Here is a 20,928-nt window from a genome sequence, read left to right as displayed (position 1 = left end):
AATTCAATTTGATTTATTTATTGACATGGTCGATTTTTGATGCTTGATTGACCATCGGAAGCGCCGTCTGCAGCTGAGGAGAATGCTGCAGCGGGTCCTGAAGCCGGCGCGCCGGCATTTTTCATCCTTGGGAGGATTTAATGAAGAAGACAGTTCTTTCTGCCGCATTCGGCGCGCTCGCCATGGGCGTGGCTTTCGCATCGCCCTCGCAGGCAGCCGAGGTGTCGGCATGCCTCATCACCAAAACCGACACCAATCCCTTCTTCGTGAAAATGAAGGAAGGCGCGGCCGCCAAGGCCAAGGAACTGGGCGTCACCCTGAAGTCCTATGCCGGCAAGATCGACGGGGATTCCGAGAGCCAGGTCGCTGCGATCGAGACCTGCATCGCCGATAGCGCCAAGGGTATCCTGATTGCCGCCTCCGATACCCAGGGTATCGTGCCGCAGGTCCAGAAGGCGCGGGATGCGGGTCTTCTGGTCATCGCGCTCGACACGCCGCTCGAACCCCTCGATGCCGCCGACGCCACTTTTGCGACGGACAATCTGCTTGCCGGCAAACTCATCGGCCAGTGGGCGGCCGCAACGCTAGGCGATGCCGCCAAGGAAGCCAAGGTGGCCTTCCTCGACCTGACGCCGTCGCAGCCCTCCGTCGACGTGCTGCGCGACCAGGGCTTCATGATCGGTTTCGGCATCGACCCCAAGGACCCGAACAAGATCGGCGACGAGGATGATCCTCGCATCGTCGGCCATGACATCACCAACGGCAACGAAGAGGGCGGCCGGACCGCGATGGAGAACCTCCTCCAGAAGGACCCGACCATCAACGTCGTCCACACGATCAACGAGCCGGCCGCCGCCGGCGCCTATGAGGCGCTGAAGTCCGTCGGCCGCGAGAAGGACGTGCTGATCGTGTCCGTCGACGGCGGCTGCCCGGGCGTCAAGAATGTCGCCGAGGGCGTGATCGGCGCGACGTCGCAGCAGTATCCGCTGATGATGGCGGCGCTCGGCATCGAGGCGATCAAGAAGTTCGCCGATACGGGCGAGAAGCCTACGCCGACCGAAGGCAAGGACTTCGTCGACACCGGCGTTTCGCTCGTCACCGACAAGCCGGTATCCGGCGTCGAGTCGATCGATACCAAGACCGGCATGGAGAAGTGCTGGGGCTGATCGGCCGCGCACACAGGCGTTGAAGGGAAGGGCGGCCCCGGCCGCCCTTCCCGCAAGTGCCGAGGTCTTTGACAAGGCATCGAAAACCTGCGCAATTTTCAGGGCGGGGCGAGGAAGGCGCGAGGTGCTTCTTGCCCGCGTTCCGCTCTGGCTTCTCAGAACCGATCGCGGCGCAGGCCGGATTTCGTGGAGCGTTCTGAGGCTCGCCGCTTCGACCGGTGGGCCGCGCATCCTGCAGCAATGCACCCCCTTCTTGAGCGGGGTTCACGGGAGGAGTCCCCATGGGCGAAACAAACACAGCCGCACAGCCATCCCAGGAATTCGAAAAGGTCCTGGCCGACAGTTCGACGGACGTAGCGTCATTCGACGCGCATGATAAGACGCTGCTTCAGAAGCTGCAGCACTTCCTGCATTCGAGCCCGGCCGCGGTGCCGCTGATCGTGCTGGTCCTTTCGCTGATCGCCTTCGGGGTCATTCTCGGCGGCAAGTTCTTTTCCGCCTTCACCATGACGCTGATCCTGCAGCAGGTGGCAATCGTCGGCATCGTCGGTGCCGCTCAGACGCTCGTGATCCTGACCGCCGGTATCGATCTTTCGGTCGGCGCCATCATGGTGCTCTCGTCCGTCATCATGGGGCAGTTCACCTTCCGCTACGGCTTCCCGCCGGCGCTCTCCGTCATCTGCGGCCTTGGGGTGGGGGCGCTTTGCGGCTACATCAACGGAACGCTCGTCGCGCGCATGAAGCTGCCGCCCTTTATCGTCACGCTCGGCATGTGGCAGATCGTGCTCGCCTCCAACTTCCTCTATTCCGCCAATGAGACGATCCGGGCTCAGGACATCTCCGCGAATGCCTCGATCCTGCAGTTCTTCGGCCAGAACTTCCGCATCGGCAATGCCGTCTTCACCTACGGCGTCGTGGTGATGGTGCTCCTCGTCTGCCTTCTTTGGTATGTCCTGAACCGCACCGCCTGGGGGCGCTATGTCTATGCCGTCGGCGACGACCCCGAGGCTGCCAAGCTCGCCGGCGTCAACGTCACGCGCATGCTCATCTCCATCTATACGCTCTCCGGCCTCATCTGCGCCCTTGCCGGCTGGGCCCTCATCGGCCGCATCGGCTCCGTCTCCCCGACAGCGGGCCAGTTTGCGAATATCGAATCGATCACTGCCGTGGTGATCGGCGGCATCTCGCTCTTCGGCGGCCGCGGCTCCATCATGGGCATGCTCTTCGGCGCGCTGATCGTCGGCGTCTTCTCGCTCGGCCTGCGCCTCATGGGCACCGACCCGCAATGGACCTATCTCCTGATCGGCTTGCTGATCATCATCGCCGTTGCAATCGACCAGTGGATCAGAAAGGTAGCAGCCTGATGGCACAGGAACCCATTCTCACCGCTCGCGGCCTCGTCAAGCGCTATGGCCGCGTGACCGCCCTCGACCGCGCCGATTTCGACCTCTATCCCGGCGAAATCCTGGCCGTGATCGGCGACAACGGCGCCGGCAAGTCCTCGATGATCAAGGCGATATCGGGCGCCGTCACGCCGGACGAAGGCGAGATCCGGCTGGAAGGCAAGCCCATCCAGTTCCGCTCGCCGATGGAGGCGAGGCAAGCCGGCATCGAAACGGTCTATCAGAACCTCGCCCTGTCGCCGGCACTCTCGATCGCCGACAACATGTTCCTCGGCCGGGAGATCCGCAAGCCGGGCATCATGGGCAAGTGGTTCCGCTCGCTCGACCGCGCCGCCATGGAAAAGCAGGCGCGGGCGAAGCTCTCCGAGCTCGGTCTGATGACCATCCAGAACATCAACCAGGCGGTCGAGACGCTCTCCGGCGGACAACGCCAGGGCGTTGCGGTGGCGCGCGCCGCCGCCTTCGGTTCCAAGGTCGTCATCATGGACGAGCCGACGGCGGCGCTCGGGGTGAAGGAAAGCCGGCGCGTGCTGGAGCTGATCCTCGACGTGCGTCGCCGCGGCTTGCCGATCGTGCTGATCTCGCACAACATGCCGCATGTCTTCGAAGTCGCGGACCGGATCCACATCCATCGTCTCGGCCGCCGCCTCTGCGTCATCAATCCCAAGGATTACACCATGTCCGATGCGGTGGCCTTCATGACCGGTGCGAAGGAGCCGCCGCGCGAGGCGATCGCGGCATGAGCGTCAAATCCCTTGCGGATGAAATCCTGAAGCGGGCGGTCAATTCCGGCCGCTTCATCGTCGCCATCGCCGGTCCGCCCGGCGCCGGTAAGTCTACGCTTTCCGAAACGCTTGCGGAGGCGATCACGCAGGCGGGCGAAAAGGCGGCGGTGTTGCCCATGGACGGGTTTCACATGGACAATGCCGTTCTCGAGGAAAAAGGGCTGCTTGCCCGCAAGGGGGCACCCGAGACCTTCGACGTCCGATCCTTTCTCGCAACGCTTTCCGCCGTCCGCGCCGATGACGGCGAGGTTCTCGTCCCGGTCTTCGACCGCTCCCGGGAACTGGCGATTGCCTCGGCGAGGATCATCGCGCCCGAGACGCGTATCGTGCTTGCCGAGGGCAACTACCTGCTGCTCGACGAAGCGCCCTGGAACGGCCTCGACGGCGCTTTCGATTATTCGATCTTCATCGATCCGGGTCTGGAGGTGCTCGAGCGGCGGCTCCTGCAGCGCTGGTACGACCACGGCTATGACGAAGACGCGGCGCGCAGCAAGGCCTATGGCAACGACATACCCAATGCCCGCCGGGTCGTCGACAGCCGCAGGCCGGCGGATGTCGTGATCAGGGACTTTTAGAGTGCTCGGCATTCGTCCCGCAGTTTCCGGCCGCGGACTGCGGTGAGCTTTCGAATGGCCATTGTCTTCGGCGGCGCAATGGTGTTATCGAGGCGCGGTTTCACCACATGAGTTGCCGCCCTTCGAGCGCACCGGTACGCCCTGATGCCGGCCGCGCGGATCGGGCGCGAGCATCGGGAGAACGCTGATATGCAAGACCTCGTTATACGCCGCCCTGATGATTGGCATCTTCACCTGCGCGACGGCGGCATGCTGCGCGGCGTGATTGCCGATACGAGCCGCCATTTCGCGCGCGCCATCATCATGCCCAATCTGGTGCCGCCCGTGGTGACCTCCGCCGATGCGGCCGCCTATCGCGAGCGCATCCTCGCCGCCATTCCCGCAGGGGACCGGTTCGAGCCGCTGATGACGCTGTATCTTACCGAGGGCACCGATCCGGGAGATGTGGAAGCCGGGTTCAGGAGCGGTCTCGTCAAGGCCGTCAAGCTCTATCCGGCCGGCGCCACAACCAATTCGTCGAGCGGCGTCCGCGATATCGACAAGGCCATGCCGGTGCTCGAGCGCATGGCCGAGATCGGCCTGCCGCTCTGCGTCCATGGCGAGGTGACGACGGCCGAGGTCGACATTTTCGACCGCGAGGCGGTCTTCATCGAAACCGTTCTCGACCCGCTCCGCCGGCGCCTGCCCGATCTCAGGATCACCATGGAGCATGTGACGACGAAGGACGGCGTCGACTACATCCGCGAGCATGCGGCCAATCTTGCCGGCTCCATCACCACCCATCACCTGATCATCAACCGCAACGCCATCCTCGTCGGCGGCATCAAGCCGCATTACTACTGTCTGCCGGTGGCGAAGCGCGAGGCGCATCGGCTGGCGCTTCGCCAGGCGGCGATCTCGGGCGACGTCCGCTTCTTCCTGGGCACGGACTCTGCCCCGCATGTCGACCCGCTCAAGGAGTGCGCCTGCGGCTGTGCCGGCATCTACACATCGATCAACACCTTGAGCTGCCTCGCTCACGTCTTCGAGGAAGAGGGTGCGCTCGACCGGCTGGAAGCCTTCACCTCGCTGAACGGCCCCGCCTGGTACGGCCTGCCGGCAAACGAGGAGACGATCACGCTGCGCAAGCAGGAGGAGCCGGTCAGCTACCCTGCCAGGATCGAGACCGAAGCCGGTCCGGTCACGGTTTTCGACCCGATGTTCCCGCTCCACTGGGCCGTGACACAGGCCTGATAGCCGAAGGAGAGTTCATGTTTTCGAACGCATTCACCGACAAGGCCCTGATGGCCGAGCTGGTCGCGAAGATGCTCTGGGAAATCAAGGCCGTGCATTTTCGCGCCGACGAGCCCTACAGGCTCGCCTCCGGCATGGCGAGCCCGGTCTATATCGACTGCCGCAAGCTGATCTCCTATCCGCGCATCCGCTCGGCGGTCATGGATTTCGCTGCCGCCACGATCCTCCGCGAAGCCGGTTTCGAGCAGTTCGACGTGGTGGCCGGCGGCGAGACCGCCGGTATTCCCTTCGCGGCAATGCTTGCCGAGCGTCTTGGCCTGCCGATGATCTATGTGCGCAAGGCGCCGAAGGGGCACGGCCGCAACGCCCAGATAGAGGGCCATATGCCTGAGGGTGCGCGTGTCCTTGTCATCGAGGATCTGACGACCGCCGGCGGCTCGATGTTCAAGTTCATCGATGCGATCCGCGCGGCCGGCGGCGTGGTCGAGCACGGCATCGCCCTCTTCTACTACGACATCTTCCCGGAGGCGCGCGGCAACATGAAGTCGAAGGGCGTCGACCTGCACTACATCGCCACCTGGCGCAACGTGCTTGCCGTCGCGCGCGAACTGGCGCTGTTCGACGAGAAGACACTGAACGAGGTCGAAGCCTTCCTCAATGCTCCGCTCGACTGGTCGGGCCGAAACGGGGGCGTCAGCGCGCTCGCGGTCCAGTAACGAAGGGCCTGGTGCGATTTGGCGGATCGATTGAATATGTTTGGGGAGGAATGGACATGATCGTTTGCTGCGGAGAGGCCCTGATCGACATGCTGCCGCGGGAGACGACGGCGGGCGAGAGCGCCTTTGCGCCCTATGCGGGCGGCGCGATCTTCAACACGGCCGTCGCGCTCGGCCGGCTCGGCGTCCCCACAGGCTTTTTCACCGGCCTTTCGGACGATATGTTCGGAGACATCCTGCGCGCGACGCTCAAGGCCGCGAATGTCGATTTCGCTCCCTGCGCCACGCTGCCGCTGCACACGACGCTCGCCTTCGTGAAGCTCGTCGACGGGCATGCGAGTTACGCCTTCTTCGACGAGAACACGGCCGGGCGGATGATCACTGCGGAGCACCTTCCGGCGCTCGGAGATTTCTGCGAGGCGCTGCATTTCGGCGCGATCAGCCTCATTCCCGAGCCCTGCGGCTCCACCTATGAGGCGCTGATGGCGCGGGAGCACGAAAAACGGGTGATCTCCTTCGATCCGAATATCCGCCCCGGCTTCATCAAAGACCGGGAGGCGCATGTCGGACGCATGAACCGAATGGCGGCCATGTCGGATATCGTCAAGTTCTCCGACGAGGACCTCGCCTGGTTCGGCATGGAGGGCAGCCACGACGCGCTCGCAGCCGAATGGCTGAAGCGCGGCCCGAAACTGGTGCTGATCACCCGCGGCGCGGACGGCGCCGTCGGTTATACGAACGGCCACAAGGTCGAGGTCGCGAGCGAACGGGTCGAGGTCGTCGATACGGTCGGCGCGGGCGACACTTTCGACGCCGGGGTGCTGGCCTCGCTGAAGTTCAACAACCTCCTGACCAAGGAGAGGGTGGCAAGCCTGACCGACGAGGCGATCCGCCAGGCCCTGACGCTCGGAGCGAAGGCTGCGGCCGTCACTGTTTCGCGCGCAGGCGCCAATCCGCCCTGGCGACACGAACTCGGGCTCTGACGTTGGTGCGACTACGCCGTATCGGCGGGTCCACGCAGCACGCGCGGCCGTGATGCCCCTCCGGCTGCCGCCATCTCCCCCACAAGGGGGGAGAATCCGCGCGGCTGACCGATCACTCCGATCGGCTGTCGATCAGCGTGCCGCCTTCAGCAGCGCGGCAACGAGTCCGGCGGTCGAAGAATCATGGCTCTCGGCGCTTTCCTTGCCTTCGATGACGGGCAGCAGGCCGGTCGCCAGTTCCTTGCCGAGCTCGACGCCCCACTGGTCGAAGGAATTGATGTTGAAGAGCGCGCCTTCGACAAAGACGCGATGTTCGTAAAGCGCGATCAGACGGCCGAGCGCGAAGGGGTCGAGCTGGTCGTAGACGATGGTCAGCGACGGCCGGTTTCCGGTGAAGACGCGGTGCGGTGCGATCTTGTCGGCCTTAGCATCGTCCATGCCCTTGGAGGTCAGCTGCGCCTTGGCTTCCGCCAGCGTACGCCCCTTCATCAGCGCTTCCGACTGCGCCAGGCAGTTCGCCATCAGGAGCTGGTGCTGGTGGCGCAGGTCTTTTTCATGGCCATTCGCCGCGATCATGAACTCGGCGGGAATGACATCGGTTCCCTGGTGAATGAGCTGATAGAAGGCATGCTGGCCGTTGGTGCCGGGCTCGCCCCAGACGACGGGACCGGTCGAGAATTCGACCGGCTGGCTGTCGAGCGTCACGCCCTTGCCGTTCGATTCCATGTCGAGCTGCTGCAGATAGGCCGGAAAGCGCGTCAGCCGCTGGTCGTAGGGCAGGATCGCCCGCGACGGATAGCCGAGAACGTTGCGATTGTAGAAGCCGATGAGCCCAAGCAGCATGGGGATGTTCTGACGAAGCGGCGCGCTGCGGAAATGCTCGTCGATCGCATGGCCGCCGTCTAGGAAGCGGCCGAAATTCTCCTTGCCGATCGCGATCATCAACGGCAGTCCGATCGCCGACCAGATGGAATAGCGTCCGCCGACCCAGTCCCAGAAGCCGAAGACGCGGGCGGCATCGATGCCGAAGGCGTCGACCTTGTCGAGGGCGGTGGAGACGGCTGCGAAGTGATGGCCTACCGCCGCCTCGCCGAGCTCGCCGGCGATGAAGGCGCGGGCGGTCGCCGCATTGGTCATCGTCTCGATCGTGGTGAAGGTCTTCGAGGCGACGATGAAGAGAGAGGTCTCGGGATCGAGCAGCTTCAGCGTGTCGGCGATGTGGGCGCCGTCGACGTTGGAAACGAAGTGCAGCCGCGGGCCGTCGTGGAAGGGGGCAAGCGCCAGCGTCGCCATGACCGGGCCGAGATCCGAGCCGCCGATGCCGATATTGACGACATCGGTGATCTTCTTGCCCGTGGCTCCTTTCAAGGCACCGGAGCGGACATCGTCAGCGAACTTGCCCATAGCCTCGAGCACGGCATTGACGTCCGGCATGACGTCCTTCCCGTCCACGAGGACCGGCCGGTTCGACCTGTTCCGCAGCGCCGTATGCAGAACCGCGCGCTCCTCGGTGATGTTGATGATATCGCCGCGGAACATGGAATCGCGCTTTTCCTCGACCTTCGCCGACTTGGCGAGCGCTTCGAGACCGTCGATGATCCTGTCGTTCACCGCGCATTTGGAATAGTCGAAGAGGAGGTCGTCGAACGCCGTGCTGAAGCGCGAGAAACGGTTCGGATCGGCCGCGAAGGCGGCGCGGATATCGGTCGCATCGGTCTCGCGTGCAGTGGCTTTCAGGTTTTCGACAAGCGCTTTCATCGCAGGGCTCCTTGCATCGCAACTAGGGCATGGGAATGGGGGCATCGGAATTTGGCTGCGATAGCTAGTCGGTTTAACCGCGGCAAATCAAGGGCAGGTGTGCGCTGCAGCGAAAAAAGGCGGGCGCATTGCTCCATGGGTAGGGCGGCGAAGACTGCCCCTCACCCTAGCCCTCTCCCCGCAGGCGGGGAGAGGGGACTCGGACGCGCACTCTGCGGCAAAATGGAAAGAGCCGGTGCCGCTTGTCCCCTTCTCCCCGTCCAAACGGGGAGAAGGTGGCCGGCAGGCCGGATGAGGGGCATTTCCGCGCCCAAACCGCTATCCGCGCAGGTCCTTGCGCAGGATCTTGCCGACGTTCGACTTGGGCAGTTCGGTGCGGAATTCCACGTATCGCGGCCGCTTGTAGTTGGTGAGGCTGGCGGCGCAGTGGCGCTTGACCTCTTCTTCGGTCAGGTTCGGGTCCTTGCGCACGACGAAGAGCTTGACCGCCTCGCCGGAATGCGGGTCGGCAATGCCGATTGCGGCGCATTCGAGGATGCCCGGATGGGTCGCCGCCACCTCCTCGATCTCGTTGGGGAACACGTTGAATCCCGAGACGAGGATCATGTCCTTCTTCCGATCGACGATCTTCGTCAGTCCCTCGGCGTTCATGAAGCCGACATCCCCGGTGCGGAAGAAGCCGTCCGGCGAAATGGCCCTGGCCGTTTCCTCGGGGCGCTGCCAGTAGCCCGCCATCACCTGCGGCCCGCGAATGCAGATCTCACCGATTTCGCCGGCGGGAAGCGTGCGCCCGTCCTCGTCGCGGATCTCGACCTCCGTCGAGGGCAGCGGTATGCCGATCGTGCCGGTGAAGTCGTCGGTGTCGAGGCGGTTGGCGGTCGCGACCGGCGACGTTTCGGAAAGGCCGTAGCCCTCATGGATCGGGCAGCCGGTCAGCTCCAGCCAGCGCTCGGCGACCGGCCGCTGCACCGCCATGCCGCCGCCGAAGGTCAGGATCAGGGAAGAGAAGTCGAGTTTGCGGAATTCGGAATTGTTCATCAACGCGTTGAAGAGCGTGTTCAGCCCCGGAAAGATGTTCGTCCTGTACCTGCCGAGCTCCTTGACGAAGGCGGGGATGTCGCGCGGGTTCGGTATCAGGATGTTGTTGCCGCCGGTTGCCAGCCCCATCAGCGAATTCACCGTGAGCGCGAAGATATGGTAGAGCGGAAGCGCGCACATGAAGGTGAGGCTCTCCGGGCGCGGCTTGCGCAGGAAGGCCGTGTTCAGCCACAGCTCCATCTGGGCCATGTTGGATAGGAGATTGGCGTGCGTCAGCGTTGCGCCCTTGGAAACACCGGTGGTGCCGCCGGTATATTGCAGGAAGGCGACATCTCCCGGCGCTACGTTCGGGCGCTTGAAGCCGAGCGTCGCGCCCTTGGCAAGAACCGTCTTGAACGAAAGGTGACCTGGAATCGACCAGGCGGGGACGAGCTTCTTGACGCGGCGCACCACCAGATTGACGATTGCCCCCTTCGCACCAAGCATGTCGCCCATGCTGGCGACCACGACATGCTTGACCTCCGTGCGGGCCAGCACCTGCTCGACCGTATGAGCGAAATTCTCAAGCACGAAGATCGCCTTGGCGCCGGCATCCACCAACTGGTGCTCCAGTTCGCGCGGCGTATAGAGCGGATTGACGTTGACGACGGTGAAGCCGGCTCGCAGGATCCCATAGACGATGACCGGATTTTGAAGGATGTTGGGCATCATCACCGCAACCCGATCGCCCTTCGCGAGCCCCAGCGACTGCAGCCAGGCGCCGATTTTCGCCGAATGCGTATTGAGATCGGAGAAGGTCAGTGCCTTGCCCATGCAGGTGAATGCGGGGCGCCAGGAATATTGCGCAACCGCGTGATCGAAGAATTCGCCGATGGATCGATAGGTGAGCGGGCCGATTTCGGCCGGCACGCCCGGCGGGTAGGATCCAAGCCAAATCTTCGCCGTGCTGGAGCCCGCCTGTTGCGTGCTTGCTTCCGCCATGACCTTCCTCCCTCTGGTCGCCAATGAACGGCCGTCATCACGGCGAAGAAAAATCCCTCCCGATCTTCCTCTCCGTCGAAGATGCTGCTTTTATCTCGCCTCTTCAAGCCGTAATCCGAATTATATAACTTTGACGTAAACGTCAACAATCGGCAGCTATGCACCGGCTTGTGAAATTTTGATGTGCGCTGCAGCACAGTTCTTGCAGGTGCAGCCGGCTCGCCTATACTGCACTGCAGTATAAACCTGCCACGACATCGGCTGCGCCGAGGTCCCCAAAGATATTCACCAAATTCCTCCCAAGCGGCGGCCGACGGGCCGCGAGCCAAGGCCACGCATGTCCGAAGATGTCCTTTCCGCCGATATCGGCCCCACGAATATTGGCCCCGCGAACGTGGGCAAATCCCGTAACAGGGTTTCCGCGACGGAAATCGCGCTGGCAGTCGGTGGTTTCGGTATCGGTACCGGCGAATTCGCCATCATGGGCCTGTTGCCTCAGGTCGCAGACGACGTCGCCGTCTCGGTGCCGGCGGCGGGCGCCGTCATCAGCGCCTACGCGCTCGGCGTGGTCGTCGGCGCGCCGTTGATCGCGGTACTTGCGGCGCGGTTCGCCCGCTTTCATGTGCTGCTGGTATTGATGGCCGTCTTTGCATTGGGCAATTTCGCGTCCGCCGTTGCGCCGAGTTTCCACCCGCTCGTCGCCGCGCGCTTCTTCGCGGGCCTGCCGCACGGCGCCTATTTCGGCGTGGCGGCACTAGTCGCGGCAGGACTTGCGGCACCGAACCAGCGGGCGCGCGCAGTCGGTCGGGTCATGATGGGCCTGACGATCGCCACTCTTTTCGGCACGCCGCTCGTCGCCTGGTTCGGCCAGGCGCTCGGATGGCGCAGCGCCTTCGCGATCGTCGGCGGCATCAGCCTCATGACGACGGTCCTGATCTGGCTCCACGTGCCGCGGGACAGGGGCGATCCGCAGGCGACGCCGCTGCGGGAACTGAGCGCGCTGGGGAGCCTCCAGGTCTGGTTGCTGCTCGGTATCTGTGCGATCGGTTGCGGCGGAATGTTCGCCGTCTTCACCTATATCGCACCGGCGCTGACCCAGGTCGCGGGCGTTTCCGTCGCCAATGTGCCCGTCATGCTGTCGGTCTTCGGCGCCGGCATGATCCTCGGCAATATCGTGGGTTCGCGGCTCGCCGACTGGTCGCTCACGCGCGCCATCGGCATCGCGCTCGTCTTCAACGTCTTCGCCTACATCCTCTTCTATTTCACCATGACGAGCCCCTGGATGGCGATCGTCAACGTGCTTTTCATCGGCGGCGGCTTCGCCGTCGTTCCGGGCGTCCAGACCCGCCTGATGGACGTCGCCGGAAAGGCGCAGACGCTCGCGGCAGCCCTCAGTCACTCCGCCTTCAATCTCGCCAATGCTCTTGGCGCCTGGCTCGGCGGCATTGCCATCGCCGCCGGTTACGGCTGGACTTCGCCGGGGCTCGTCGGCGCCGTGCTCGGCATAGGCGGTTTCGCCATCTTCCTCGCTTCGGTGCTCGTGGATCGCCGGCGGACGGGGCGCGTAGCCTGACGGCTCGCGATTTTCCTCATCCGCTCCAATCTCCTGTCACGTGCGCTTGCTAGGTGAAAATGCGCGCGTTCTCGCGTAAAGCGCCGATTCGGGGCTGGCCGCCATCATTGCGCCGGAAACCGCGTCCAGCGGAGCGGAACGGGCTGGCAAGGTTGCGGGTTTGTTGTAAGGTTCGAAGAGACGGAGGAGAATTGGTGCAATTGGGCAATCGCGATCGAGAGAACCTTCCCGTGGAGCCGCGGCTCTTCGGGCAGCCGGCCCATTCACGCTCCGCCCTCGTCGTGCCTATCTCGGCGGCCCGGTGGCTGCTCGTTCTCATTCTGCTTTGCGGCGTCTATTTCTTTCATGGTTTCCTCGTGCCGGTGCTTGCGGCGGTGGTCATCGGCTTTGCGAGCTGGCCCATCTATTGGCGGCTGCTTCAGGGCCTGAACGGAAACCGCACTCTTGCCGCGACGATCGCCATCATTTCGGTCGTCGCCTTTATCGTCGTGCCGATCTCGCTCGCCGCGATCTATGCCGTGGAAGAGGTGCGCGATTGGCTCGTATGGGCGGTTGCGACCAATGCGAACGGCGCGCCGGCGCCTGCCTGGCTGGCGACGATCCCGGCGGTGGGCGCCTGGCTCGGCGAACAATGGGTCAAATATGTCGGTCACCCCGGCGCTCTCGGGGAATTGGTGCAGCTCGTCAGCGGCTCCAATATCGGCAATATCTATCGCGGCGTGCTCGTGGTCGGCGCCTCCGCCTTCCAGTCCTTCCTGACGCTCCTTTTCATGCTGATCACGCTCTTCTTCGTCTATCGCGACGGCCAGTCCTTTTCGAAGCAGCTCGACCATCTCGGCGAACGGATCTTCCCGATGCGCTGGGAGAGGCTGTCGCGCGTGGTGCCCCTTACGATCAGCTCGACCGTCACCGGCATGGGCATCATCGCGATCGGCGAAGGCATCGTGCTCGGTGTCGCCTATTGGCTCGCCGGCGTGCCGTCGCCGGTCACGCTCGGCATCCTCACCGGCATCATGGCGCTCATTCCGGGCGGCGCCCCACTCTGTTTCACCCTGGTCTCCGTCTATCTCGTCGCGAGCGGCTCGCCCGTCCATGGCATCGCGCTCTTCACCTGGGGTACGACGGAGCTCTTCATCGTAGACAAGACATTGCGGCCGAGGCTCGTCGGCGGCCCGATCAAGCTGCCCTTCCTGCCGACGTTTTTCGGCCTGATCGGCGGCGTCAAGACGATGGGATTTCTCGGTCTCTTCGTCGGTCCGGTACTGATGGCGCTGCTCGTCGCCATCTGGCGAGAATGGCTGCGCGAGGTGACGAGCCAGCCGGAGCCGCCCGTCAACGGGATATCCAGGGTGGATATTTCCGCCAAGTGAGACGGAACCGGGGCAACGCGGCCGGATGGCATTTGCATGGAAGTTGTTTTAAGACAGACTGCAATCCTTAATTTGTAGGCCGTACCTCTCGAACATGAGTGTCGCACCTGACGGCGAAGACGCAGACGGGCCGGTCGCGGATCGGCGCCCCATCGCAGCGCGCGACAGCGGCTTCGCGCGGCGCCTGACGGCGTTGCTTCTGAAGACTTCGGTCACGCCGAACCAGATCTCGCTCGCAAGCGTCGTGTTTGCCGCATTGGGGGCGGCGGCCCTCCTTTCTGCAGCCCGCTGGCCGTTCCTTTATCCCGTGGCGCTCGCCGCCATCCAGCTGCGCCTCCTGTGCAATCTTCTCGACGGCATGGTGGCGGTCGAGGGCGGGCGCGGTTCGCCGGTCGGAGCGCTCTTCAACGAGTTTCCCGACCGGGTCGCCGACACCCTGCTCATCGTTGCACTCGGCTATGCCGCCGGCGCGGGATGGCTCGGCTGGGCGGGGGCGCTTGCGGCCGCCTTGACGGCCTATGTGCGCGTCTTCGGCGGATCGCTCCGCCAGGCTCAGGACTTCCGCGGTCCCATGGCGAAGCAGCACCGCATGGCGTTGATGAGTCTCGCCTGCGTGCTGGCATTCGGGGAAGCATTTCTGATGACAGAGCGCCTCGTGCTTTACGCAACGGCGTGGATCATCCTTGCCGGCGCGCTTCTCACATGCGCGACCCGCACCAAGGCCATCGTCTCGCGCATTCGGGAAGGCGCGAATCCGTGATCGACCTGGCACTGATCGGCCTCACGCGGTTCATCGTCGGCGGACAGGCGCACTGGATGGGCTCGCAGCCGGAAATGCGCCAGCGCATCTATTTCGCCAATCACTCGAGCCATCTCGACACGCTGCTGATCTGGTCGGCGCTGCCGCGTGCGTTGCGCGCATCGACGCATCCGATCGCCGCGGCGGACTATTGGGGCAGGGGCGCCGTGAGGCGTCATATCGGGCTAAAGGTGCTGAATGGCGTGCTCGTCGAGCGCTCGACGCAGGGGCCGCCCGGAGCGGCTCTGGCACCCTTGCGCAACGTGCTCTGCGAGGGCGAGTCGCTCATTCTTTTCCCGGAGGGCACGCGCGGCAGCGAACGATTGCCGGGGCCGTTCAAGAGCGGACTCTACTGGCTATCGCAGGAATTTCCCGACGTGGAACTGATCCCGACTTATCTCGACAATCCCTCGCGCGCCTTTCCCAAGGGAACCTTTCTGCCCGTCCCGATCAGCTGCACGGTGCGTTTCGGACCGCCGGTCGCGCACCACGCCGGCGAAGAGAAGGAGGCTTTTCTGGAACGCGCCCGCGCAGCGGTCGCCGCACTTGCGCCGGAGCCCATCGGATGAGGCCGCCATGTCCTTGAACGACAAACTCTTTATCCTCTTTGCCGGCATAGTCGCTCTTCTCGGAGCGGCATCGCTGATCGGTTTCGTGCTGGCGCGCCGCGCGACATCCGAAACGGGGCGGGCGACGATCGACAATCTCAATGCCCGTATCAGGGCATGGTGGGTGATGATCGCCATCTTCGCGGTGAGTTTCGCTCTCGGTCGCGGCGTCACGCTCGTGCTTTTTGCTCTCACCTCCTTCTACACGCTGCGCGAATTCGTCTCGCTGACGCCGACGCGTGCCGCCGATCACCTGCCGCTCGTTGCTTCCTTTTACGTTCTGCTGCCGCTGCAATACTGGCTGATCTCGATCGGTTGGTATGCGCTTTTCACCATTCTGATACCGGTCTACGGCTTCCTTCTCCTGCCGAGCCTTTCCGCGCTCAAGGGCGACACGGAGCAGTTCCTGCTGCGCGTCTCGCGAATCCAGTGGGGCCTGATGCTGACCGTCTATTGCATCAGCCACGCACCGGCCCTGCTGACGCTCGACATCCCCGGCCGGCCGGGCGAAGGCTTCCTGCTGCTCTTCTTCCTCATCACCATCGCGCAGTTCAGCGATGTCATGCAGTATGTCTTCGGCAAACTTTTCGGCCGGACGAAGGTCGCACCGGTCGTCAGCCCCTCGAAAACGGTCGAGGGACTTGCCGGAGGCGGGCTTTCGGCCGTGGCTGCCGGCGCGGCCTTGTGGTGGATAACGCCGTTCACGCCGCTGGAGGCGGCCGCGATGGCCTTCGCCATCGTCGCCATGGGCTTCCTCGGCGGCCTGGCGCTCTCGGCCGTGAAGCGCTCGATGGGCGTGAAGGACTGGGGCTCGATGATTAGCGGCCATGGCGGCGTGCTCGACCGCATGGATTCGCTGAGCTTCGCGGCGCCGGTTTTTTTCCACCTGACGCGGTATTTTTATACGTGAGACGGGTGAAATGCCGCTCTGGTGTGACGGCGGATCACGGTTTCGTGTTCCTCCTTGAGGGAAGAATTGCGCCCTTCGAACAGTCGTTTCTCCTGCCGCTTCAGCCCATTGAATGATGTGGCGGTCAACTACGGACAACAAGGAGAAGCCCGTGCGAATTGCAGTTCTGATTGTTCTGACGACTGTCCTTGCCATGCCTGCTTCGGCGCAGGATACCGCACTCCATGACCCTTCGATCAGCCGCGATGCAGAGGACGGGGTGATCCGTCTTTACGGTGCGGGCGGTCCGCACACCGCCATCCGGAAAGTCGCGGATGTCTGGACGAAGGAGACGGGCCGCAAGGTCGAAATCACCGCCGGACCGGAGAAGACATGGTCGAAAAAGGCGCAGGGCGATGCGGATGTCATCTGGGGCACTTCCGAACAGGCGATGACCGCTTTTCTCGAAACCTATAAGGGCTTCTCATCGGATCAGGTCGAGCCGATATACCTTCGTCCGGCAGTCATTGCGGTGAAAGCGGGCAATCCCAAGGGGATCACTAAATTTGAAGATCTTCTGGCGGAAGGGACGAAAATCGTCGTAACCGAAGGAGCCGGCGTCGCCAACACGTCGGGGACGGGTGTGTGGGAGGATATCGCGGGGCGTCTTGGCCGGCTGGAGGATGTCGCGGCCTTCCGCAGCAACATCGTCGCTTTCGAACAGGGCTCCGGCGCAAGCTTCAGGGCGTTCAAGGCATTGGATGCAGACGCCTGGATCACCTGGCCGAATTGGCCGCTTTCGAACCCCGACACCCTGGAGGCGGTGCCGCTGTCAAGCGATCGCGCAATATGGCGCGACCTCAGCGTGGCCCTGGCCCCCGATGCCGATCCCGAGGCAAAGGCGTTTCTGGATTATCTGATCTCCGATGAGGCGCAGAAGATCATGTCCCGTGAAGGTTGGGTACGCTGACCCTTAATTCTTGGGCGCCAGCACGATCGCCCCCGTCGCGTCGTGGTCATAGACAACCCTGCCGGATCACAAGATCAGCGGCGTCCGCGGGGCGGTCGAGAATACCGTGCGCGTGGCTACTCTTCCAGTTGCCACGCGCACGGGACTTCAGCCCTATAAAACATCGCATCTCCCAGGAGAAGAGGCTTAGGTTAGCAACCTATGTATTGCTTAACCTTTCGGGGCGTCTGTGGGCTCGCGCAAATTCCATTCAGAATGCGCAAGAAGGTTTGTTCGTAAACGTCGCCCTGCTGTTCAAAAATTCCCTGCTGCACTCCGTTATCGAGTGTGGTGGCGGCTTCGATGCGTGCTTTTCGATAAAACACGTATGATTGATGCCTGAGCCATTCGTGCTCGTGAGCCTGCAAGATGCAGGTCGCGTCGCAGAGAGAATTAGTCCACGTGGTAATTGAGACGATGACTTGTTTGCCGTTTTGGCAGGGATCGGTGCAGACGACATGAAGATGCCGTCGTTCGGGGTCATGGGCCGGGCCTGAAGGGATCAGCAAAGTTCCGGCGCGAGCGACCAACTAATGCACCCGGGCAGATGCAAAAGCCTGATCTATCGCCTTGAAGCTTTCAGCTGTCTCTGCAAAGTCGTCTGCGTTCTGCACGCCGACGGCGTGCAAGATCCTTTGCAAGGGAATAACCGTAGAGCCGCCACTGGGATCTTCCCACTCGGGAACATTGCGCGGCTCATGTGTCCAATCACGCAATTGCCATGGAGTCATATGTCCGAAACGTTCCCATACGGCGTCGGCACATGCAATATCGGCGTCGCTTAGTTCATCCAAGTCGTCGAGGCTGATGCCTTGTCTGGCAAGTGCGATGTTATGGTTCTCACGGTCTTGAAGATAGTCAGACCAGCCGCATTCATCCGGGTCATAGTCGCCCGCGATATAGCTATACGTCAGCGAATTAACCGGGCCGTGCGGCATGGAGCAGCGTTTTTCGTCGAGCACCGGGAAACCGAATTTCCGGATACTCTCCCGGTCAACCAGATAAACGAGCTTAACCGCCTTGAGAACGTTGAGGGAGTGCCCCCCAGCCCTCATGATCAAGTACGCAATCAACTGCGCTGCTTTTCGCGGTTCATAGCTCATGGTTCGTCCCAGCATCGCCGATTTGGCGAGCCCGTTTTGTTCACGTTATAACCCATTCACTCACAAAGCAAAGCCCTGCGCGCAAACAAAGTTCCAAAACAAGGAGCCTGTTATCGGACTCACATTCCATCTTTTCTATGAGTTGCCTTGGCCCCTTCCCAGCAGGTCTGCGAGCCGCGAGAAAACACGCTCAATCTCTGAAAGGAAAATGGTGCCGCTTACGTGACTCGAACACGTGACCCCATCATTACGAATGATGTGCTCTACCGACTGAGCTAAAGCGGCCCTTGGGGCGGTTCCGCAAAAGCCGCGGAACGAATGTGAGGCGCTGATAAACGCAAAGCGGCGAGATTTCAAGCCATCAGTTTCGAGAACTTGAAAATTCCTGGGCCGGCCGCCCTTCGGCACTGGAAGCGAAGCCGAGGCGTGCGCGTGCGGCGTCGTATTCCTGTTCCAGCCGGTCGACAAGGCGGGCGACGGTGCCGACTTCGCGCACGGCGCCTATTCCCTGGCCGCAGCCCCAGATGTCCTTCCATGCCTTGGCGCCTTCCGTTGCCGTGCCGAAGTCCATCTTGGAGGGGTCGGCTTCCGGCAGGTTGGCCGGGTCCATTCCGGCGGCAAGGATCGACGCTCTAAGGTAATTGCCGTGAATGCCGGTGAAGTAATTGGAATAGACGATATCGGCGGCGTTGCTGTCGACGATCATCTGCTTGTAGGCGGCGCTCGCGCGGGCCTCTTCCGTGGCGATGAAGGGGGAACCGATATAGGCCATGTCGGCGCCCATCGCTTGCGCCGCGAGGATTGCGTCGCCGGTGGCGATCGCGCCCGAGAGCAGAAGCGGCCCGTCGAACCAGGCGCGTATTTCCTGGACGAGCGCGAAGGGCGAGAGGGTTCCCGCATGGCCGCCTGCGCCTGCCGCGACTGCGATCAGCCCGTCTGCGCCCTTGCGGATCGCGGAATTCGCATGGCGGTTGTTGATGACGTCGTGGAGAACGACACCGCCATAGGAATGGATGGCGGCATTCACCTCCGGCACGGCCCCGAGCGAGGAGATGACGATCGGAACCTTGTACTTGACGCAAAGCATCAGGTCCTGTTCGAGCCGGGCGTTCGATTTGTGTACGATCTGGTTCACCGCGAAGGGTGCCGCCGGGCGCTCGGGGTGTCTGGCATCGTGGTCGGCCAGCGTCTCGGTGATTTCCGCCAGCCATTCGTCGAGCTGCGATTGCGGGCGGGCGTTGAGCGCCGGAAAGGCGCCGATGATGCCGGCCTTGCATTGTGCGATCGTCAGCCGGGGATGCGAGACGATGAAAAGCGGCGCCCCTATGACCGGCAGCCTCGTTTTCTCGGAAAGGATTGGCGGCAACGACATCGAAAAAATCTCCATCCCAACTTTGACGTTCTCGTAAACGTCAAAACTGATAGCAGCAACGGACGCGCTTGCCTACTGCATGCTTCCTGAAGTCCATCGGTTCGGAAAGACACGCAGCAACCCGAAGACAACGGCGACCTTTGCGCCTCCGATAAGACGCCGCGATACCGCAAAGCGGTGCGTGCTCCGGCAATTCGGCCACGCTCGCCTATGTTTTCCCTGGGGAAGACCGGCCGAAGTCGCGGCTGCACTTGCAGATTCGCAATGCAGCGGTTACCCAATCCTTAATAAAACCAACGGCGTGTGACGGGAAGAGGCGGGGCTCGTCGCGAGAAAGGCACATCCGGCCACGCATTGCGGCAACCGGAAGACTTCGCGCAGAAGGATTTGACGTGAGCGGACTTGAGACAGCGATCAGGAATGCGCTGGAAAGATCGGATCGAAGCAATGCGGAGATCCGGGCGCGCATCTATCAGTCGGCGCGTCAGGCGCTGGAAAACGGTCTGCAGAAGCAGCAGATCGAAGATCCGGAGGTCATCTCCGTGCAACGTCAGCGGCTCGAAGCGGTCATCCGCGCGATCGAGATGGAAGAGCGCGCCGCCCTGAAGGAGCGCGCTCAGACTCCGGTGGTGAGCCTTGGCGAGGTGAAGGCAAGGGGCGATAGGGTAGAGCGCGCTCCCGAAGCGCCAGCACCCGCCGCGCCACGGAGCGAGCCGGCGCCGAAGCCGGAGGGAAGCCCGCCTGCACAGGCGGATGGCGGGCTCGGCGCTTTGCGTCCCGAACGCCACGGTCCGCCGGCGGCTTTCAGAGCGGCGGCGGACGAGGGTAGAATAGAAACCGTGCGCAAGCCTGCCCCGTTTGCCCCCGAAGTGGGCGTCGCCGGCCAGCGTCCGCGCAAGCGCAGGCGCAGCCGGTTCTTCTCCTATGCGATGATCGTCGCGACGCTTGCCGCGGCGGCCGGGGTCGCCGTCTGGTGGGTTCAGACGAACGACCTGCTCCGGCCGCCGACGGACACCGGCGTCGCCAATCCGCCCGCGACGGTGAATGCGGAGGATTTCGACGGCGCGGCCGGCCTGCAGACCCTCGGCGCCCAGGAAGGTTTCTCCGGCGATTGGATAGAGGTCTTTGCTCCCGGAGAAACTGCGGCGGTCACGCCGGGGCCGCGCGCCAGCGCGGAACCATTCGACGGTGATGCAGGCGAGCGCCTGCGGTTGATTTCAGCAGCGGCCGCCAAGGAGGGCGATGTCGCGATCGAAATTCCCACGGATGTCCTTGCCCAGCTGTCGGGCAAGTCGTCGACACTCGCCCTGACGGTTCAGGCGGCCCCCGGCAAGGCGACCGAATTCTCGGTCGAATGCGATTTCTCAACGCTCGGCGACTGCGGCCGGCACCGCTTCACCGTGCACGACGAGCGGGTCGACATGCTGTTGAAGGTCAATTTCGAGCGCGGCTCGGCACCCAGCAGCCCTGGAAAACTGGTGATCAACAGCGACCTCAGCGGCGGCGGGAACAGCCTCGATCTCTTTGCGATCCGGGTGCAGCCGGGCGGCTGATCGTCAGCGCGTCG

18 protein-coding genes and 1 tRNA gene are annotated in these 20,928 nt (G+C 63.2%); 14 read left to right on the top strand and 5 right to left on the bottom strand.

Annotation, left to right across the window (positions count from 1 at the left end; genetic code table 11):
* Positions 1–140: 140 nt before the first annotated feature.
* The 7 genes from M1D43_RS11130 (at position 141) to M1D43_RS11100 (ending at position 6,861) form a co-directional block, all read left to right on the top strand.
* On the top strand, positions 141–1,166 hold the full coding sequence (locus M1D43_RS11130) for a sugar ABC transporter substrate-binding protein (protein ID WP_153313184.1): 1,026 nt from the start codon (positions 141–143) through the stop codon (positions 1,164–1,166).
* A gap of 281 nt (positions 1,167–1,447) precedes the next feature.
* Positions 1,448–2,530: an ABC transporter permease gene (locus M1D43_RS11125; RefSeq protein ID WP_003531509.1), complete on the top strand. Its 1,083-nt coding sequence runs from the start codon at positions 1,448–1,450 to the stop codon at positions 2,528–2,530.
* On the top strand, positions 2,530–3,312 hold the full coding sequence (locus tag M1D43_RS11120; RefSeq protein WP_003531508.1) for an ATP-binding cassette domain-containing protein: 783 nt from the start codon (positions 2,530–2,532) through the stop codon (positions 3,310–3,312). Before M1D43_RS11125 ends, M1D43_RS11120 begins: the two co-directional genes overlap by 1 nt.
* Positions 3,309–3,929, top strand: coding sequence for a nucleoside triphosphate hydrolase (locus M1D43_RS11115; protein ID WP_498813960.1), 621 nt, complete (start codon positions 3,309–3,311; stop codon positions 3,927–3,929). The genes M1D43_RS11120 and M1D43_RS11115 overlap by 4 nt, the downstream gene beginning before the upstream one ends.
* Before the next feature lie 189 nt (positions 3,930–4,118).
* Positions 4,119–5,162, top strand: a complete 1,044-nt coding sequence (pyrC, locus tag M1D43_RS11110; protein ID WP_003531498.1) for a dihydroorotase — start codon at positions 4,119–4,121, stop codon at positions 5,160–5,162.
* Positions 5,163–5,179: 17 nt separating this feature from the next.
* The gene (locus M1D43_RS11105) at positions 5,180–5,878 is read left to right on the top strand and encodes an orotate phosphoribosyltransferase (RefSeq protein WP_003531496.1); all 699 of its coding nucleotides are present in this window, start codon (positions 5,180–5,182) and stop codon (positions 5,876–5,878) included.
* A 56-nt stretch (positions 5,879–5,934) separates the two neighbouring features.
* Positions 5,935–6,861, top strand: coding sequence for a carbohydrate kinase family protein (locus M1D43_RS11100; RefSeq protein WP_153313182.1), 927 nt, complete (start codon positions 5,935–5,937; stop codon positions 6,859–6,861).
* Between the two features lie 132 nt (positions 6,862–6,993).
* Here the strand turns inward: M1D43_RS11100 and pgi are convergent, their stop codons facing one another.
* Together pgi and M1D43_RS11090 are read right to left on the bottom strand one after the other, a co-directional pair.
* Positions 6,994–8,619: a glucose-6-phosphate isomerase gene (gene pgi / locus M1D43_RS11095; RefSeq protein WP_153313181.1), complete on the bottom strand. Its 1,626-nt coding sequence runs from the start codon at positions 8,617–8,619 to the stop codon at positions 6,994–6,996.
* 318 nt (positions 8,620–8,937) lie between these two features.
* Complete coding sequence (locus tag M1D43_RS11090; RefSeq protein ID WP_153313180.1) at positions 8,938–10,638, bottom strand: long-chain fatty acid--CoA ligase; 1,701 nt, start codon at positions 10,636–10,638, stop codon at positions 8,938–8,940.
* A 337-nt stretch (positions 10,639–10,975) separates the two neighbouring features.
* Between M1D43_RS11090 and M1D43_RS11085 the strand changes: the two genes are divergently transcribed.
* The 6 genes from M1D43_RS11085 (at position 10,976) to M1D43_RS11060 (ending at position 16,847) form a co-directional block, all read left to right on the top strand.
* Complete coding sequence (locus M1D43_RS11085; RefSeq protein ID WP_153313179.1) at positions 10,976–12,211, top strand: MFS transporter; 1,236 nt, start codon at positions 10,976–10,978, stop codon at positions 12,209–12,211.
* Positions 12,212–12,405: 194 nt separating this feature from the next.
* Complete coding sequence (locus M1D43_RS11080; protein ID WP_013843893.1) at positions 12,406–13,581, top strand: AI-2E family transporter; 1,176 nt, start codon at positions 12,406–12,408, stop codon at positions 13,579–13,581.
* Between the two features lie 94 nt (positions 13,582–13,675).
* A complete protein-coding gene (locus M1D43_RS11075) occupies positions 13,676–14,341 on the top strand; it encodes a CDP-alcohol phosphatidyltransferase family protein (protein WP_153313177.1) in 666 nt (221 codons plus the stop codon).
* Entirely contained in the window at positions 14,338–14,949 is a 612-nt protein-coding gene (locus M1D43_RS11070; RefSeq protein WP_027989639.1) for a lysophospholipid acyltransferase family protein, read from the top strand. Before M1D43_RS11075 ends, M1D43_RS11070 begins: the two co-directional genes overlap by 4 nt.
* 7 nt (positions 14,950–14,956) lie before the next feature.
* Positions 14,957–15,898: a phosphatidate cytidylyltransferase gene (locus tag M1D43_RS11065; protein WP_153313175.1), complete on the top strand. Its 942-nt coding sequence runs from the start codon at positions 14,957–14,959 to the stop codon at positions 15,896–15,898.
* A gap of 151 nt (positions 15,899–16,049) precedes the next feature.
* A complete protein-coding gene (locus tag M1D43_RS11060) occupies positions 16,050–16,847 on the top strand; it encodes an extracellular solute-binding protein (RefSeq protein ID WP_318853546.1) in 798 nt (265 codons plus the stop codon).
* Positions 16,848–17,416: 569 nt separating this feature from the next.
* Here the strand turns inward: M1D43_RS11060 and M1D43_RS11055 are convergent.
* The 3 genes from M1D43_RS11055 to M1D43_RS11045 all read right to left on the bottom strand — a co-directional run bounded on the left by M1D43_RS11055 (position 17,417) and on the right by M1D43_RS11045 (position 19,361).
* Positions 17,417–17,989, bottom strand: coding sequence for a Panacea domain-containing protein (locus M1D43_RS11055; RefSeq protein ID WP_028009721.1), 573 nt, complete (start codon positions 17,987–17,989; stop codon positions 17,417–17,419).
* Positions 17,990–18,198: 209 nt separating this feature from the next.
* Positions 18,199–18,274 (bottom strand) — tRNA-Thr (locus M1D43_RS11050).
* A gap of 76 nt (positions 18,275–18,350) precedes the next feature.
* Positions 18,351–19,361 (bottom strand): NAD(P)H-dependent flavin oxidoreductase, encoded by a 1,011-nt coding sequence (locus M1D43_RS11045; protein WP_153313174.1) that lies wholly within the window; start codon positions 19,359–19,361, stop codon positions 18,351–18,353.
* Positions 19,362–19,753: 392 nt separating this feature from the next.
* Here M1D43_RS11045 and M1D43_RS11040 point away from each other — a divergent pair, with 392 nt between their 5' ends.
* Positions 19,754–20,914: a biotin transporter BioY gene (locus M1D43_RS11040; RefSeq protein WP_498813959.1), complete on the top strand. Its 1,161-nt coding sequence runs from the start codon at positions 19,754–19,756 to the stop codon at positions 20,912–20,914.
* Positions 20,915–20,928 lie beyond the last annotated feature (14 nt).

The sequence above is a fragment of the Ensifer sp. R1-3 genome, assembly GCF_056739175.1.
This window is presented reverse-complemented; position numbering and strand designations above follow the sequence as displayed.